The organism is Bacillus sp. FJAT-50079 (genome assembly GCF_018343515.1).
Classification (GTDB): Bacteria; Bacillota; Bacilli; order Bacillales; family Bacillaceae_C; genus Lederbergia.
This window is the reverse complement of the sequence record NZ_JAGYPD010000003.1, coordinates 418,422-434,724: the sequence shown is the minus strand read 5'-3', so window position 1 is coordinate 434,724 and position 16,303 is coordinate 418,422. Positions and strand designations below refer to the sequence as shown.

The following is a 16,303-nucleotide window of genomic DNA, read 5'->3' as shown; positions in this document are numbered from 1 at the left end:
GACTGAATGATTATTTATTTTGCGACAATATGCTATCTGCTTGCTGCCTAAACTCTTTTGCTGCTTCTTCAGGCTTTAACTGTCCAAAGTTCATTTGCTCAGATAAGTTGTCCAAAAGCTCGATTACTTGTCCTGCTCCAACTGGATCTGGACCGTTAAATGGTGAACTGTTTTGCTCAGCAGCTTCGACAAACTCAAAAACTTGTACTTGTGCTGGAGAAAGCAACGGTTTTAACTCTTCCTTTACGACAGATGAACCAGGAACTCCACGATCACCAAGCATTAATTTATTCGCTTCAATATCATTGACAAGGAAATCTATTAATTTTGCTGCTTCTTCTTTATGCTTTGAATTGCTTGCCATTGACCAGAACATACTCGGTTTCATAAATAGCCCCTCTTTTGTTCCAGGTCCAGGCATTGCATGCATTTCCATCGGTCTATCTGCTACTTGTTGCAATCCAACGAATTGGTTGGACCATTGCCAAATCCCAATTGCTTCCTCTTTTACAACAGGCTCATCTTCAATCCCTTTTAGTTGAGCGATATAATCTGGAGTAGGAGAATATCCTTTTTCAACCATTTCTGATAGCATCGTAAAGAAATCGATGAATAGTTGGTCGTCGTCATAACCAAGTGTTGATCCATCATTACTATAAAGTGATTTTCCTAGCGTCCGTAAATAATAGTTGAAAAACACATCTGGTTGCATACTGCTATCGAGATATAGTCCAGCATCCTTTGCTTTTGCTGCAATTTCTTTAAGATCATCCCAAGTCCAATCGTCTTTAATCGAATCAACGCCAGCTTTTTTCAAAAGTGCCGGATCATAGTGAAAACCAACAACGTTGACACCTGCATTAAATCCGAATAATTGATCACCTAACTTACCGCCAGAAATGATATTATCATTGTAATCACTTGTATCAATTTGATTGCCAATAAAAGGAGTCAAATCTTCTAGTTGATTGTTTTCTGCATATTGAGAGAAGTAGGATAGATCCATCTGAATAATATCCGGCAGTTCATTCGCCGCTGCTGATGGGGCTAATTTTTTCCAATAATCATCCCAGCTAGCATATTCAGATTCAATCTTCACATTTGGATTTTGCTCTTCATAAAGTTTAAGAATTTCTGATGTGTAATTATGCCTTGGCTCTGACCCCCACCAGGCAATGCGTAAAGTAATTTTCTCTTCTTTATCTTTCTCTCCGCTTGTATTCGCTCCAGAAGATGAGCTTTCACTTCCACCGCTGCATGCCGCTAAGGCAAGCACCATCACGGCACATAAAAATAACGTTATCAGTCTTTTCATTTCGTTTCCCCCTTTAAATGAAAGTGCTTTCAAGACAATTATATATGTATTCGGAATAGGATAAGAATTTAAAAAACCGTTCATTTTGTTTAAAAAACAGTTGTTTTCACTTGAATCAGCAAATCTTTAAATGGTGGAATGAATCAGAGGGGGAGTCCAACTCACGGCAAATGTCATGAAAGAGCAAGCTCGAAAAATCTGGACACAATGACGGCGATGCATAATTAAATGAATATAAAAAAGATTGCCCTTACTAGGCAACCTTGCACATATAAATCAATTTACTTATTTGAAAGTATATGATTTGCCTCCTCTCGAAACTGTTTCGCAGCTTCCTCTGGAGTGATTTTTATAAATAAGATTTGCTCGGATATATCTTGTAAAAGGGAAATGACTTGAATAGCTCCAAGCGGATCGGGTTTTTCCACTTGCCTGTTATTTTTCATCACGCTATTTACATAATCAAACACTTTCTTTTGCTCTACATCAAGCTCTGGATAAACGGCTTCTGTTACCTTACTAGAAATCGGTACACCTCGTTCTCCCTTAATTAATTGATTTGCCTCAATATCATTCAGAAAAAAATCAATAAATTTTGCTGCCTCTTCTTTTTGTGTCGAACTTTTAGCAATTGAAAAAAGCATACTTGGCTTCAAGACTAACCCATCATTTTGATTAGGTCCGGGTGGAGGGTATAGCTCCAGCGAGCGATCTGTTGCATGCAAAAAACCATAAATTTGGTTGGAATAGCCCCAACTCATTGCCGCCTGCTGATTGACAAGAAGTTCATCTGCGATTCCTTTTATTTTCTCTGTTACATCTGGCTTTGGAAAAGCTCCTTCTTCCACTAATTGAAGTTGGAATGTAAAATAATCAATAAAGAATTGGTCATCATCATAACCTAATGTATTACCTTCTTCGTTGAAAAAACGTTCCCCTTTCGTTCTTAAATAATAAGGGAAAAATACTTCGGGTGGCTTCATACCATTAGTCCCATAAATTCCCAATTGTTGATTAATATGAATAACGGTATGTTTAAAGTCATCCCACGTCCAGTCAGTTGTAGGAAGTGATCCTTCGGCAGAATAAAGCAATGCCGGATCAACAAAGATCGCCGGTGCATTCATCCCAAGTGGAAATCCATATAACTGTTTATCAATCACCCCACCAATTAAAATGTCCTCATTCATAAATTGGATATCAATGATCCCCTCTTCAATATATGGCTTTAAATCCTCAAGCAATTCGTTAGAAGCGTAAGGGTTTAAATAGAGTAAATCCATTTGGACAATATCAGGTAACTGATTAGCAGCAGCCATCGGAGCTATTCTTTTCCAATAATCGTCCCAGTTTGCATATTCTGGTTCGATATGAATATGAGGGTTCTTTTCCTCATATCGTTCAATTACCTTCATCATATAATCATGTCTTGGCTGCTCTCCCCACCACGCTAATCTTAAAGTGATTGTTTTTTCATTTTGCCTAGTAAGGGATGGTTCAACATCATTACTTGAACAGCCGTTAAGGATAACAAGCATGAGGGATAGAATAGACAAGCCGATTTTCTTAATCTTGTTCAGCCCCTTTTTTGTAAATTACTATATACGTTGAAGTTATGATTTTACTACTCACCAGCTAATTGGAATAGAGCAGCGACTCCAGCAAGAATAGCGCGAGCTGAAAACCCGCCGGAACGCATTTTCGTGACCATAAACATTTTACTGACGCTAGGCTCAACCCAAGCGCCACAGAAAGCGCCCGTCCGGAACCGAAATCAGCGATTAGGTAAATGATATTTCAACTTATATAGATAACGACTCTTTTCTATATTCTGAAGGTGTGAATCCTGTCAGCTTTTTAAAAACCTGGCTAAAATATTGGGGATCACTATATCCAAGTTTTTCAGCGAGCTCAAAAATTTTCACATCATTTCCCTTTTGAATGATGTCCATCGCTTTTTCAATTCTTACTCTGGATACATAATTGGAAAAGCGTTCTCCAGTTTCCTTTTTAAACAATTTCCCAACGTAATCCGCACTCATATACAATTCCTCTTGGGCAATAAAATTGAGAGATAGTTCAGGATTTCCAATTTCTTCTTCGACTGCCTGCATGATTTTCTGAACGATTGACGAATGGGTATGTTTGTTTTGTTCGTAAAATTGCATCGTTATCTCTTTTGCTATGTTGTCAAATAGCTTTTCCATTTGTTGAATTGTTTCCATCTCTAAAAACTGAGAAAGATTAACTAAATACGAATTCATCTGATCTGGCTCACATAGTCGGATCATTGAATTAAAGAGCTGGATAACATATGATTTCGTTAATTGGATATCCAATCTGTTTTCATACAATTGCTCGAAAAATACTGTTAATTGATTTTTGGCATCGTCCCATCGTCCAGATTTAATAAGTAAACAAAATGTCTGTTCATCATAGGAGATATCTGTGTGGGTTTTCACCGTTTGTGTTGAGATATCCGCCTTTGTAATGATCGTTCCTTCCCCGATGTAAAAGCGATGCTGTAAACATTCAAGCGCTTCCTTGTATAATGTTTTTGCTTCATCCAGTTTCCCGGATTGACTCACCGCAATCGTCATATCAAGTTGATAATATGTATAAAAAGTGTGTCGTATTTGGTTCATATACGTTTGAAGTTCTTCATGGCAATCCTTAATAATGATTAATATATAATCTTTGATCGTACAACTCAGAATAATATTTGCCAGAATATGCTCCGAAATATTTTTAATCGCAAACATATGCTCAAAATCAAAATTTCCCTCAATTTGAAAAAGAATAAGCTTGATTGCTGGATTATCCAATTCCAAACGAAAGATTCTTTGGTAATAATTCAGATCTCGCTCCCCATAAATATCCCTCGTGACGAATTCTTTGAATAATTGTTCTTTCGCATATGGCAGAACATGATCAAGTCGCTCTTTCATATCCATGACAAATTTCTCTTGTTGCTTCTTTTGCTCAAAGTCAGCTATGATCTCTTTCATCGCAGCCAAAATCATTTGTTCATTGCATGGCTTAACAAGATAATGCTTCACGCCATATTTCATCGCTTGTTTTGCATAATCAAATTCGCCAAAGCCGGATAACATAATAAATCGTATATTGGGATATGTATGAAATGTTTTGTTTACTAGTTCAAGCCCATTCATGCCGGGCATTTTTATATCTGTAATGACGATGTGTGGCTGATTATTTTCGATCATATTAAACGCTTCTATCCCATTTTTCGCTGTTCCAATTAATGTTGTCCCAACTTCTTCCCACGGAATAAAACTTGATATCCCATCCAAAATAATTCTTTCATCATCCACGAGCAACACTTTATACATGCTTATCCCCTCTCCCCATAAGGCAATGATACGATTACCCGTGTTCCTTTCCCTTGCTCACTTTCAATTTGAACGCCATATTCTTCGCCGAAAGAAAGCTTAATTCGTTCATCAATATTTTGTAATCCAATTCCTTGCCCTTTTGTTTTCACCTCTCCTTTTCTTACCTTCCTTAAATAAGTAGCGTCCATTCCAGGGCCATTATCTTCAACGATTAACTTAAAATGATCCTTCCCTTTTTCAGAAGTAATTTGAATATGACATGGTTCCATCATTTGTTCCAATCCATATTGGATGGCATTTTCAACAAGTGGTTGCAATGTCAATTTCGGTATTTGTGCGTTCTGTAAATTCTCTTCTATTTCAATATGAACATCCAGCCTTTCTTCAAATCGATAAGATTGAATCGTAATATAGCTTGAAACAATTTGAAGCTCTTCGGAAATTGTAACAAGTGGCTCCTTTAAACTGATTGAACTTCGAAGCAAAAAACCAAGTGATTCTACCATTCTCGAAATCTTCTGTTGGCCACTACTTTTCGCCAGCCAATTAATCGACTCAAGCGTGTTATATAAAAAATGTGGATTAATCTGGGCCTGCAATGCTTTAAATTCTGTCTCTTTAATTGTAATTTGTTTGGAGTAATTTTCATGGATAAGTTCATCGATTTGGTCAATCATCGTTAAAAAACTTTGGTGAAGTTTTCCAACCTCATCATCATGAACATTTGGAATATCCAACGTCTCCTCTTTCGCTTCCTTAAAATTCCCTTGTTGAACATGACGCATGCTTGCGGCTAATTTTTCTAGTGGTGAAGTAAGATTCCGAGCAAACCTCATTCCTATAAAAGCGACAATGAAAAACATGCAAATAAAAACAAGCCATAAAAATGTTTTAATCATCGTCGTTTTTTCAAAAATTTGATGAAAAGGAATAACATTTAAATACGTCCAATTTGAATTATTGGATTGCATATGAACGATAAAGTACTTTCTATTATCGATCGTCTGTATATCGTAACCCGATTTCGTCTGAAATGAATAAGCTAATTGTTCGAGAGATTGATTGTATTCATTCGGATACATAATATTTTCACCATTTAAAATAACGAAGTGACCATCAAGCTGCCGTGATCCTTCCATTAATCCACGGACAAGCTTGTCCAAATTCACTCTAATGATTAGCGTGCCTAAATGATCGAAACTTAAATCTTTGTAGCTTCTAATCTCTCGTGACGATACGAGTTCAAACTGTTCCCCTAGTTGATGCAGCCAAATATGACTGCCGGCAGCCTCTGATGATTGAGTTTCAGCGTTAAGTAAGATCGTTTCGGGAATATTCACGGGCCTCGCTCCGACCTTATATTCTTCACCGGTAGCGCTTACTAAATGGACGGAATGAATAACGCTTTCTGAATTAATATATCCTAGCAATGTATCGATGATTTCCGTACGGATTCGATATTTTTCATAATCATTATTTTCATACGCGTCGTACGTTGTTAAGTATTGTTGAATGAGTGGGTCAGAGGCAATGGCAAAAGAAACATCCTCAATGTTTTTCAACCCGTTTTCAATGCTGTTCGAAGATGTGCTTAATACTTGTGAAGATTTACTATACATTTGTTCATCATAAACACCCAATACATGCTGCAATCCTACTAAAGTAAACATAAAGGAAATGACCATGATCAACGAAACTAAAATAAACAGCTTCTTTTTGATCGTTTGATTATAATATGAATCTCTTAACCGATAAAAAGCCCTGATCATTGGCAAAACTCCACATTCCATAATGTATTCGCCTTCATTTTACATGTCGAGTGAATCTTGCGTCAACTTACCGAGGTAGATTGACGATTAGGATGGTCATTTAATGCCTAAAAAAAGAGCGGACGAGTTTATTCGCCCGCCGCTCTTTCAGTAATATAAAATGTCGTTATTAAAAATAATACAAAGCTAATAAGTAGAGTAACTCCTCCAGCAATATAAATGACTAAGGATAGTCCAGCGCTTATCGAAAAAGGTTGGAGAACGTTTAGCCACATACCAAAAGTTAAACCGATTGATCCAATAATTGCAGTCCATGTATGCCAATTGGCGATTTTTTTTACCTTTATCGTAAAAATAGAATAATAAACACCCCAAACGAAGAGTGATAACCAGCCTACGATTAAAATATGTGCATGAATCGGACGAAATGCGTAGGAACCAGCCCCAGCCATATGAGCCCCGAGCACGGTACCGACAACCGCAAAGATAGCCGAAAATCGAATAAGTACAATGTTTTTTCCATTCATCAAAAACTCTCCTCTCTCTTATATTTTCAATATAGAAGAGGATTATGAACGGATGATGAACGATTGATTACAAAAGTGATCTTCGTTGCTGAAAATCTTGTTCAGGATAATACGCATTTTTTACTAATAAATTCGGACCTAGGCAACGAACCGCTGGGCAATGACAATTAAGTGATTTCGCCAACGGTTTATCAATCCAGCGATCAAACATCGTCGTTAAGCTTTCGTTTTCAATATTTCCAAGCGATGGCTCGTCACCAAAATCTGCGACAATGACATCCCCATTAAAAATATTTACATTTAATCGTGATCGTCCATCCGGGTCGTTTCGAACCGATACATTTTTAGACTGATAAAGTCGTTCTAGCAAAGCAAGGTCTTCCTGATTTTGATTACAAGGATAGAACGGTAAAGTGCCAAATAACATCCATACATTTTCATCACGTATATCAAGTAAATGGTGAATAGCTGCTCGCGTTTCCGCTAACGAAAGGATGTCAAGATTAGCCGCAAAATCACTTGGGTACATCGGATGGATTTCATGTCTTGCACATTTCATCTCTTCGACAACTTGTTTATGAATATGCTCCAAATGTGGAAGTGTGCGATGATTCAGCATCGTTTCCGCCGATACGAGCACCCCAGCTTCGGCCAACGCCTGACTATTTTCAATCATACGCTTAAATTGGTCTGCCCGGCGCTCGCGCGGGGGCTTCCTTTCCATATTAGCAAAGCCGCCATCAATAAAATCATCGACTGTTCCCCAATTATGCGATATGTGCAATACATCCAAATAAGGAGCGATTAATAAATAACGATCTAAAGGCATTGTTAGATTGGAATTCATCTGCGTCCGCACGCCACGTTTATGTGCATAGGCTAATAATGGCAAGACGTATTGATCGATCGACTTTTTAGAAAACATCGGTTCTCCACCGGTTATGCTGATCGCCCGCAAATGAGGAATTTCCTCAAGTCGCTTTAATAATAACTCTATAGGCAAAGCATCCGGATCTTTTTGTTGAAGCATAAAGCCAACGGCACAATGTTCACAGCGCATATTACATAAATAAGTCGTTGTGAATTCAATATTTGATAATGTTAATTTTCCATGTTCCTCAATATCTAAATAGGCTTCCCATGGATCACGTTTAGGTGTCATCTTTTCAGATAGATGTAATTGATTGTTCATGAAATAGCTCCTTTGGTTCAAAATGCTATTTCTATTGTATCATGGAAGAAATCAATTCATGATATATTCGTAGTGGATTTTTTCATAAGTCGATGAAAATAAAACGAGTGAAAAGCTGGATTTCGTCTCCTTTTGTCAATGGATGTTTTAATTGAACTTTACCGATACGAAAAAGCAGTAGCACAGACTTACGATCTTTGACTGTGCTACTACTGTCTGATTATTGATTATGCTTGCCCTTCTGCAATGATCTCGCCTTTTGCCTTCGGTTTATTTTTCCGCTCATTCATTTTTGTTTTTACCATTGGGGTTATAAAGCGATCAGCTCCATAATATGTTGCACCTTTCCAAACGAAGAGGAGAACGATTGCTATTAGTAACAGTGTAGGGTTTGTGCTAATTGTTCCCGCCCATAAGAAGTTTAAATTCATAAATCCTGCGGCGATTAATGCTGGAATCGTTAATGCACCAACGATTAAGCCAATTCCGACTAACAGTTCACCCCAAGCGACTAGAACGCTAAACAGCTTCGCATTTGGTAAAGCAACTGTTTCCAAAAATGTTCCATACCATGCGGCAACGACTGGTGCTTCTCCCCCAGCTTTTGCAATTGCTCCTTGTAAATAACCGCTCGCATCAAATCCACCTGTCACCTTTCCCCAACCTGCTTGTAACCACTGAACACCAAGCCACACACGCAACACGGTCCAAACGACTGCAACGATCTTGTTTTCAAACCATTTTCTCATTTGAATCACTCCTTATATTTTATTGTGAATATTTTCACATTCGCATTTAAAAAAATATAATTGCTAGATCTCTTTTTATTTTTGTGAATTTATTCACATTTACTTCTTACTTATAAGATACATTGTTTTTCCATTTTTGGCAAGTTGTTTGTTCAACAATTCACAAATATGCCATTTTTAATATAAACATGGCTATCTTAAGTTCTCTGTTAAAGATAGTAGGCCTATTGTTTGTAGATTGCATATGACTATGAGAGGTAGTCTAAAGCTAATGGACAAGACTGTAATTTTTATCGGATAACGGGACATTAGAGAACTGCTATTGGACAAAGTATATGGTTTTTATCAGATAACAGGATATTAGAGCTATCCTTATCGACGTTGTTTGCAATTTTCAACAGGAAACGGGCGATTAATGAACTCCTATTGGACAAAGTATGGGGTTTTTATTAGATAACGGAATATTAGAGCGGCCCTTATCGACGTTGTTTGCGATCTTCAACGGAAGATGGGCGATTAGAGAACTGCTATTGGACAAAGTATGGGTTTTTTTTCAGATAACGGGATATTAGAGCTATCCTTATCGACGTTGTTTGCGATTTTCAACGGGAAACGGGAGATTAGAGAACTGCTATTGGACAAAGTATGGGGTTTTTATTAGATAACAGGAGATTAGAGCTGTCCTTATCGACTTAGCTTGCGATCTTCAACTGGAAACGGGCGATTAATGAACTGCTATTGGACAAAGTATGGGGTTTTTATTAGATAACAGGATATTAGAGCTATCCTTATCGACGTTGTTTGCGATCTTCAACGGGAAACGGGCGATTAGAGAACTGCTATTGGACAAAGTATGGGGTTTTTTTCAGATAACGGGATATTAGAGCTATCCTTATCGACGTTGTTTGCGATTTTCAACGGGAAACGGACGATTAATGAACTGCTATTGGACAAAGTAGATGGTTTTTAATAGATAACGGGACAATAGAGCGGTCCTTATCGACGTAGTTTGCAATTTTCAACAGGAAACGGGCGATTAATAAACTCCTATTGGACAAAGTATGTGGTTTTTTTCAGATAACAGGATATTAGAGCTATCTTGATCGACGTTGTTTGCGATCTTCAACGGAAGATGGGCGATTAATGAACTCCTATTGGACAAAGTATGGGGTTTTTATTAGATAACGGGATATTAGAGCAATTCTTATCGACGTCGTTTGCGATCTTCAACGAGCAATGGGATATTAGAGGACGCTTAATGAACGAAGGGCGCAATGTTTCAACGCCAAGGTCATATATTTTTTAATCCTACCGCTCTCCAGCCGTAAAAAAATACATCCGAAAAGGATGCATCTTTATTTTGATCGTGATTTCCACTCCGTATGAATGGTTTCCCACTTCCCTTTGTTATAATACCAAATCGTTTCAACCGTACCTAGTCCATCTGCATGATAAGCACCACTGATTTGTCGATAGCTTTTTAATCCAGCCCCACCCTTATTTTTCACTTGTACAATTTCATAAAAAGCAATCGGATCGATCATTAATTCCGTTGGTTCATTTAATGTGCCGTTTTTTTGAAATAATCCTAGACGAATATAATCCTCTTTGCGATCTTGTAAATTCAAATTGATCGGCTTCAAGCCCGGAATCAATATTGTTGCTTTAAAACCATTTTCAAAATAACCTTCAATATGCTGAGTAGGTAATGGAATTTCCTGTACTTTAAAATTTTTCAAAGAATGCAATGCGTAATTGTACAAACCACCACTTCCGCCGGTTGCGCTTGAATAGAGAATATCATCGACACCGTCATGGTTTAAATCGGCGAAATCCAATTTTGGTTCATAGCCACCTTCATATTCAATCTTTATCTGCTTATCGCCATGTTGAATTGTTGCCCATATTTTTTCAAAAAACTTTGTGTCGTTAGAGTAAGGAATACCATGTAATGTGATCATTTCACGTTTTCCATCCCCTGTTACATCATGCTGGTATTCAGCGATAACGACTGAGCCCTTAGCCAATACGAATTCGCCCGAAAATAGGAAGCAACAAATCATAAGCATTGAAATCAATGACCATTTTTTTGCCATCTGAACAACCTCCGAATAAAATGATAATCATTTTATTTTCCACGAGATTGCCTGAATATATGTATGTAAACGCAAAAGTCCATTAAAACGGTTTTAAAATCATTAAAATAATAATAACTAAGAAAATACCATTGCCGATGTTTTCATAGAGATCGAGTTTTTTGGATAACCGGAAGTATTGATCAGGTATTTCATCGCCTTGATGCGTTTTCAGTAATTCTTTAATCGGTTTTGACAAAGGAGCAAATAATAATGGACCCATCGCTAATCCTATTAAAAAGAGTAGCAAACTGACAACGTACCAGCCCATACGAAATAAAATCGGATTGATCGCTCCCATTAGTAACCCAGTTGTGATGAGAAGCAATCCACCGATCATAACAAATAGATGCAAACGATTCTTAATTACATATGCATTACGCAATTCGGTCATTGTTTTGGCCGATTTTGCAATTAAACTTAATATAAATCCAGGTCCCATTCCAAGAATGGCGGAAAGAATATGAATAAATACGAGAATTTTATAAAACAACTGTGAACCTCCATTCATAACAACGCGTAACCAAATCGTTGGTTACGCATCCTCTTCAACATTCACCATGATCGCAGCAACTTGTGTTAATCGTTCATAAAACAATTCTCCGGCTTCAAGCTCATTCAACCCTACGTCTTCGAAAGCTTCTTTCATACAACGCAGCCAGCTTCGAGCACGCTCGGGTGTTATTTCAAACGGAAGATGACGGTATCTCATGGCAGGCGGACCAAATTCTTCACTATAAAGTGGTGGACCACCTAAAAATTGCGTTAAAAACATGCGCTGTTTACGCATAATTTCATGAATATCCCCGTCAAATAGCGGAATTAAATTCGGATCTGCATAGACCTTTGGATAAAACGCCTTAACCAATTGATCGATTTTACTCGGTCCAATTTCATCATATAATGTTTGTAATCGTGGTTTATTCATCGTCTACACCTCTCCATCCATTCTACCTTATTATTTTATCGAGTAAAATAATATCTAACTGTGATGCAGGTCACTGAAATATGTAAAAAGAAAAAAACCTCTTTTCAGAAGTTTTCTCTTATGCCGCACCTTCAGCAATCATTTTATTCGTTTGTTTATTTTTTCGTTCTTGCAGTTTGTTTCTCATGAATGGAAGGAAGAATCTGTCTACTCCGTAATATGTTGTGCCTTTCCAAACGAAGAGAAGAACGACTGCCGCTAACAAGAAAGTAGGGTTTGTGCTTACTGTTCCTGCCCATAAGAAGTTTAAGTTCATAAATGCAGCTGCGATCAAAGCTGGGATTGTTAGAGCTCCAACGATCAACCCGAGCCCAACTAATAACTCTCCCCAAGCAACAACGAAGCTAAACAGCTTTGCGTTCGGCAGGGCAACCGTCTCTAGGAAGTTTCCATACCACGCAGCGACAATCGGTGTCTCACCGCCTGCTTTTGCAATCGCTCCTTGTAAATACCCGCCTGCATCAAATCCACCTGTCACTTTTCCCCAACCAGCTTGCAGCCATTGAATACCAAGCCATACCCTTAGCACTGTCCAAACAACAGCAACGACTTTGTTCTCGAACCATTTTCTCATCTTAACCACTCCTTTTATTCAATTGTGAATCTGTTCACATGATAACTCAAAAAAATATAATTGCTCTTTCTCATTGTGAACTAATTCACATTTATTTCTTACTTATAAGATACATCGTTTTTTTATCTTTAGCAAGTAGTTTGTTCAATATTTCACATTTTGTCCATAAACAAAAAAATATCCTGTCCCAAACGATAGTTGCCTAACTATCGTTTGAATTCAGGGATGCAAGCTTATTATGAAAAATCGACCTTTGAATTATATAGTGTTTCTGTCGTCATTGGCTTTTTATACATTTGCATCTCATCTACCGAAAATTTTTTCGAGTTTAGGAATCTTCTAATTTCCGCTGGCTCTAAACCAAGAGATAATGCTTCACGTATTAAGTCTGTCCACTCAGGATCCACTTGCAAATGTGCTTGACGATTATCCACACTCATACTCATATTTCCTCCATCTCTTTATTTTCTCGAGATACAAAATTATGTATCACTTTTGGAGCATATGAAATTTTACCTATTCGTATTTTACTATGCACAATTACTTTTTCATATTAACTAAAGTTAAGGTTTTTGTTATTTTTTTGAAAAAGACCATTACATTATGGGAACTATTTAAATAATCTTCTCTTCCTTTGCTCTCACAATTGCTTGCGTACGATTTTTCACTTGTAATTTTTGAAAAATCGTATGATTGTATACCTTTATCGTTCCTTCTTTTAACTTGAGCTTTTGTGCAATCTCTTTATTTGTGTATCCTTTTTCAATCCATTGTAAAATTAATTTCTCTTGAGAGGTTAATGACTCCATCTGCTCCTCATTTTTTTTCAGTAATCCTTTCCCTCTCGCTCTACGCAAAAGGGCGTTAATCCTTGCAATTAACACATTAGGATCAAACGGTTTCGTTAAATAATCATCACCGCCATATTCAAGTCCTGTAATGATCGTTTCTGATTCTTGTAGACAGCTTAAATAGATAACAGGTATTTCTTTATACTTACGTATATGCTTACATAGATTTAACCCGCTTATATCAGGTAAGATAATATCTAATACAACGATATCTGGATTTTGCTGTTCAATTAGGCTTAATGCTTCCTTTCCATTACCAGCAGTAATGACTTCATATTCATGTTCAAGCAAATATAATGTTAATAAAGAGCGAATTTTATACTCATCATCTACAACTAACACTTTACCCTTGGTCATCCCGATCTCCTCCTCGTTGTTGAACAGGTAGCGAAAAGGAAAAAGTACTGCCTTTTCCTTGCTGGCTTTCCACCCACATAGAACCATGATGCTGTTCGATAATTTCTTTAGCTATCGCTAGTCCAAGACCAGCTCCCCTTTGTTCTCCTTCATCTCGTTGCTTCGACTTGTAAAAACGATCGAATACAAATGGCAAATCTTCTTGAGCGATTCCAGCACCCGTATCATGGACACTTATTTTTATCATTTCCTCGTTCACTCTTGAAAGCAAATCCATTTCAAGCGTGATCGTCCCGCCAACGGGTGTGAATTTCCGGGCATTCGTCATCACATTCATATACACTTGCTTTATTCGAACTGGATCAATTAAACAAATAATCTCCTCATCAGGTAGATATTCCTTTAAGTAAAATTGAAACCCTTTTTCCTCTACAACTGATTGATGTTCCTCGTACAACTGACAAAAAAACGAGGCCATTTCAACTTCTTTAAACTGAAAACGGACTTGTCCCGCTTCCAATTTAGATAATTCCTGAAGGTCCCGAATAATATGGGCCATCATTTTTGTATCACTATAAATTGTCCGTAAATAGGTTGAATCATCTTTGGAAATGACACCATCAATCATCGCTTTTATATATCCTTGAATAAAGGTTAGTGGCGTATTCAGCTCATGTGAAACACTGGCGAGCAAACGGCGGCGTGCTTTTTCAATTTTTTGCATTTTGTCATTTGCGTCACGCAATTCCTCTGTACGCTTTTCTACTTTTTCTTCTAACGAATGGTTTAGCCTTTGGTATTTTTCTGAGAGACTTTCAACTTTTTCAAAGGAAAGTGAAAAGCGCCGTGATAAGTGAATCGACTGAATAAATAGATAAAAGAGGATTCCAAACGAAACAAATTCATTCGTCGTAATCCAATGGCTATAATAAAAAATATCATTTAAAAGTGCAGTAAATAATATGAGCATCGCCATTACATTTAAAGTAGCCCCTTCACGCTTTCGCACCATTCTTACAAAAGATACAATTACGATGCATAACATGATGAGGAAGGCCATGATTTTAAAGAATAGGAAGGCATGTGATAAAATACGTACAGGTGTGACCGCCACAAACATACTGTACAAAATTAAAATAGTAGAAAAGCATTTGGTGATCATTTTTGGCATATCAAAAGATAGTTCACGTCTCGTAAACAATAAGAAAAAGAGTAAAGCCATAATACCGGCCAAATGTTGAAGATGAACGGCAATTTCCCAACTTATTTTCGGAAATAAATAAACCAATAAGGTATCCTTTAATAGCAATGTTCGTAGCACAACAAAAAAGCAAGCAAGCGCCAAAAAGAGCGGTGATAATTCTTTTGGTCGCTGAAAAAATAGCAATAAATGATAGAAACTAATAATAAAAATACAGCCGATAACAAACATCTGCAATAGCAGATTGTTCTCTCTCGTTTCAATGATTTGTTCCACTGTTCCAAATATCATCGGCTCCCACATTCCCGCTTTATGATAATCAAAATTGGAAACGTGAAGAACGAGCTCAATTTGTTGTTCATCAGCGATAAATGTTGCAATTTGGGGATAATTCTTCGGAATCATTTGCGACCGTGATTTGCCAACTTGTCCATTTTCCGCAATTAATTGCCCGTTCGCCCATAACTGATAAGCCGTTGCTATACTTGGAACATAGAGGGAGACTACCTCCCCTTTATCATCCTTATCTAACATAATTGTTAACCGATAAGTCGCAAACCCGTGTTTGGGGAGTGTTTGATCATCAATCATATAATGATTCCATGTATTTGGAACAGATACGAAGTATGGCGAAGAGGCAATCCTATCTTCCGGATAAATGAATTGCCCCCAATAAAACTCCCACGTACCATTCAATTTTAGTGGTCCCACCTCAGTAAGCGATTTCGTTTGTAAATCCATTTGCCCCGTAACCGCCAGCTGTTCTTTCTCTTCATTTGCACGTTGCTTGCCCCCAGCTATATTCCAAAGCGTCACGATAACAAGCACAAAGACAATCAAAAACACGCTCACTTTTATTTTCATTGCTGATCACCTTCACCAAGATGTTTTGTCTGATGTATTTACATAGGATCATTATACTACGTTCGCCTATAACATTTCTAATATTTCAGAAAATTAAACTCGGTCTTTTTAAGATAGGCAAAAAACCTTACTTGAGCAGGAGTAAGGTTGATGGAAAAATATGAGTTTGCTTGCAAAATGATTCATTTCTTTTTTGAATTAGCACTGCCAATTCCCGCTCCAATTGCGATTCCGATCGCAATACCTAGCGTGATATTATCAAGAGCAAGACCTAAAGCGACGCCTAGTGCAATACCGATCGCGAGGCCACTTGCCATCCCATTTTTACTTTTTTTAGACATGACTACCATCTCCATTATGTTATCTTTATTTATGATTACGGATCAACCTCACATTGGTTTCAAAAAACATATTTTACCTGCTAA

At 37.4% G+C, this 16,303-nt stretch carries 15 protein-coding genes; all 15 read right to left on the bottom strand.

Annotated elements, in window-relative coordinates; genetic code table 11:
• Positions 1-10: 10 nt before the first annotated feature.
• Complete coding sequence (locus KHA95_RS09705; protein ID WP_213137294.1) at positions 11-1,315, bottom strand: ABC transporter substrate-binding protein; 1,305 nt, start codon at positions 1,313-1,315, stop codon at positions 11-13.
• A gap of 281 nt (positions 1,316-1,596) precedes the next feature.
• Positions 1,597-2,886 (bottom strand): ABC transporter substrate-binding protein, encoded by a 1,290-nt coding sequence (locus tag KHA95_RS09700; protein WP_349305464.1) that lies wholly within the window; start codon positions 2,884-2,886, stop codon positions 1,597-1,599.
• Between the two features lie 231 nt (positions 2,887-3,117).
• On the bottom strand, positions 3,118-4,668 hold the full coding sequence (locus tag KHA95_RS09695; RefSeq protein ID WP_213137293.1) for a response regulator transcription factor: 1,551 nt from the start codon (positions 4,666-4,668) through the stop codon (positions 3,118-3,120).
• A gap of 2 nt (positions 4,669-4,670) precedes the next feature.
• Positions 4,671-6,440 (bottom strand): sensor histidine kinase, encoded by a 1,770-nt coding sequence (locus KHA95_RS09690; protein ID WP_213137292.1) that lies wholly within the window; start codon positions 6,438-6,440, stop codon positions 4,671-4,673.
• A gap of 128 nt (positions 6,441-6,568) precedes the next feature.
• Positions 6,569-6,967 (bottom strand): hypothetical protein, encoded by a 399-nt coding sequence (locus KHA95_RS09685; protein WP_213137291.1) that lies wholly within the window; start codon positions 6,965-6,967, stop codon positions 6,569-6,571.
• Between the two features lie 67 nt (positions 6,968-7,034).
• Complete coding sequence (yfkAB, locus tag KHA95_RS09680) at positions 7,035-8,159, bottom strand: radical SAM/CxCxxxxC motif protein YfkAB (protein WP_213137290.1); 1,125 nt, start codon at positions 8,157-8,159, stop codon at positions 7,035-7,037.
• Between the two features lie 227 nt (positions 8,160-8,386).
• Positions 8,387-8,908, bottom strand: a complete 522-nt coding sequence (locus KHA95_RS09675; protein WP_213137289.1) for a DoxX family protein — start codon at positions 8,906-8,908, stop codon at positions 8,387-8,389.
• A gap of 1,355 nt (positions 8,909-10,263) precedes the next feature.
• Complete coding sequence (locus KHA95_RS09670) at positions 10,264-11,004, bottom strand: hypothetical protein (RefSeq protein WP_213137288.1); 741 nt, start codon at positions 11,002-11,004, stop codon at positions 10,264-10,266.
• Between the two features lie 82 nt (positions 11,005-11,086).
• Positions 11,087-11,536, bottom strand: a complete 450-nt coding sequence (locus KHA95_RS09665) for a DUF2269 family protein (protein WP_349305455.1) — start codon at positions 11,534-11,536, stop codon at positions 11,087-11,089.
• Positions 11,537-11,578: 42 nt separating this feature from the next.
• A complete protein-coding gene (locus KHA95_RS09660; RefSeq protein ID WP_213137286.1) occupies positions 11,579-11,971 on the bottom strand; it encodes a globin domain-containing protein in 393 nt (130 codons plus the stop codon).
• Between the two features lie 118 nt (positions 11,972-12,089).
• The gene (locus KHA95_RS09655) at positions 12,090-12,605 is read right to left on the bottom strand and encodes a DoxX family protein (RefSeq protein WP_213137285.1); all 516 of its coding nucleotides are present in this window, start codon (positions 12,603-12,605) and stop codon (positions 12,090-12,092) included.
• A gap of 236 nt (positions 12,606-12,841) precedes the next feature.
• Positions 12,842-13,045, bottom strand: a complete 204-nt coding sequence (locus KHA95_RS09650; protein ID WP_213137284.1) for an anti-repressor SinI family protein — start codon at positions 13,043-13,045, stop codon at positions 12,842-12,844.
• Positions 13,046-13,219: 174 nt separating this feature from the next.
• Positions 13,220-13,813: a response regulator transcription factor gene (locus KHA95_RS09645; RefSeq protein WP_213137283.1), complete on the bottom strand. Its 594-nt coding sequence runs from the start codon at positions 13,811-13,813 to the stop codon at positions 13,220-13,222.
• On the bottom strand, positions 13,800-15,878 hold the full coding sequence (locus KHA95_RS09640) for an ATP-binding protein (RefSeq protein WP_213137282.1): 2,079 nt from the start codon (positions 15,876-15,878) through the stop codon (positions 13,800-13,802). The genes KHA95_RS09645 and KHA95_RS09640 overlap by 14 nt, the downstream gene beginning before the upstream one ends.
• 182 nt (positions 15,879-16,060) lie before the next feature.
• Entirely contained in the window at positions 16,061-16,219 is a 159-nt protein-coding gene (locus tag KHA95_RS09635; protein WP_213137558.1) for a glycine zipper domain-containing protein, read from the bottom strand.
• Positions 16,220-16,303 lie beyond the last annotated feature (84 nt).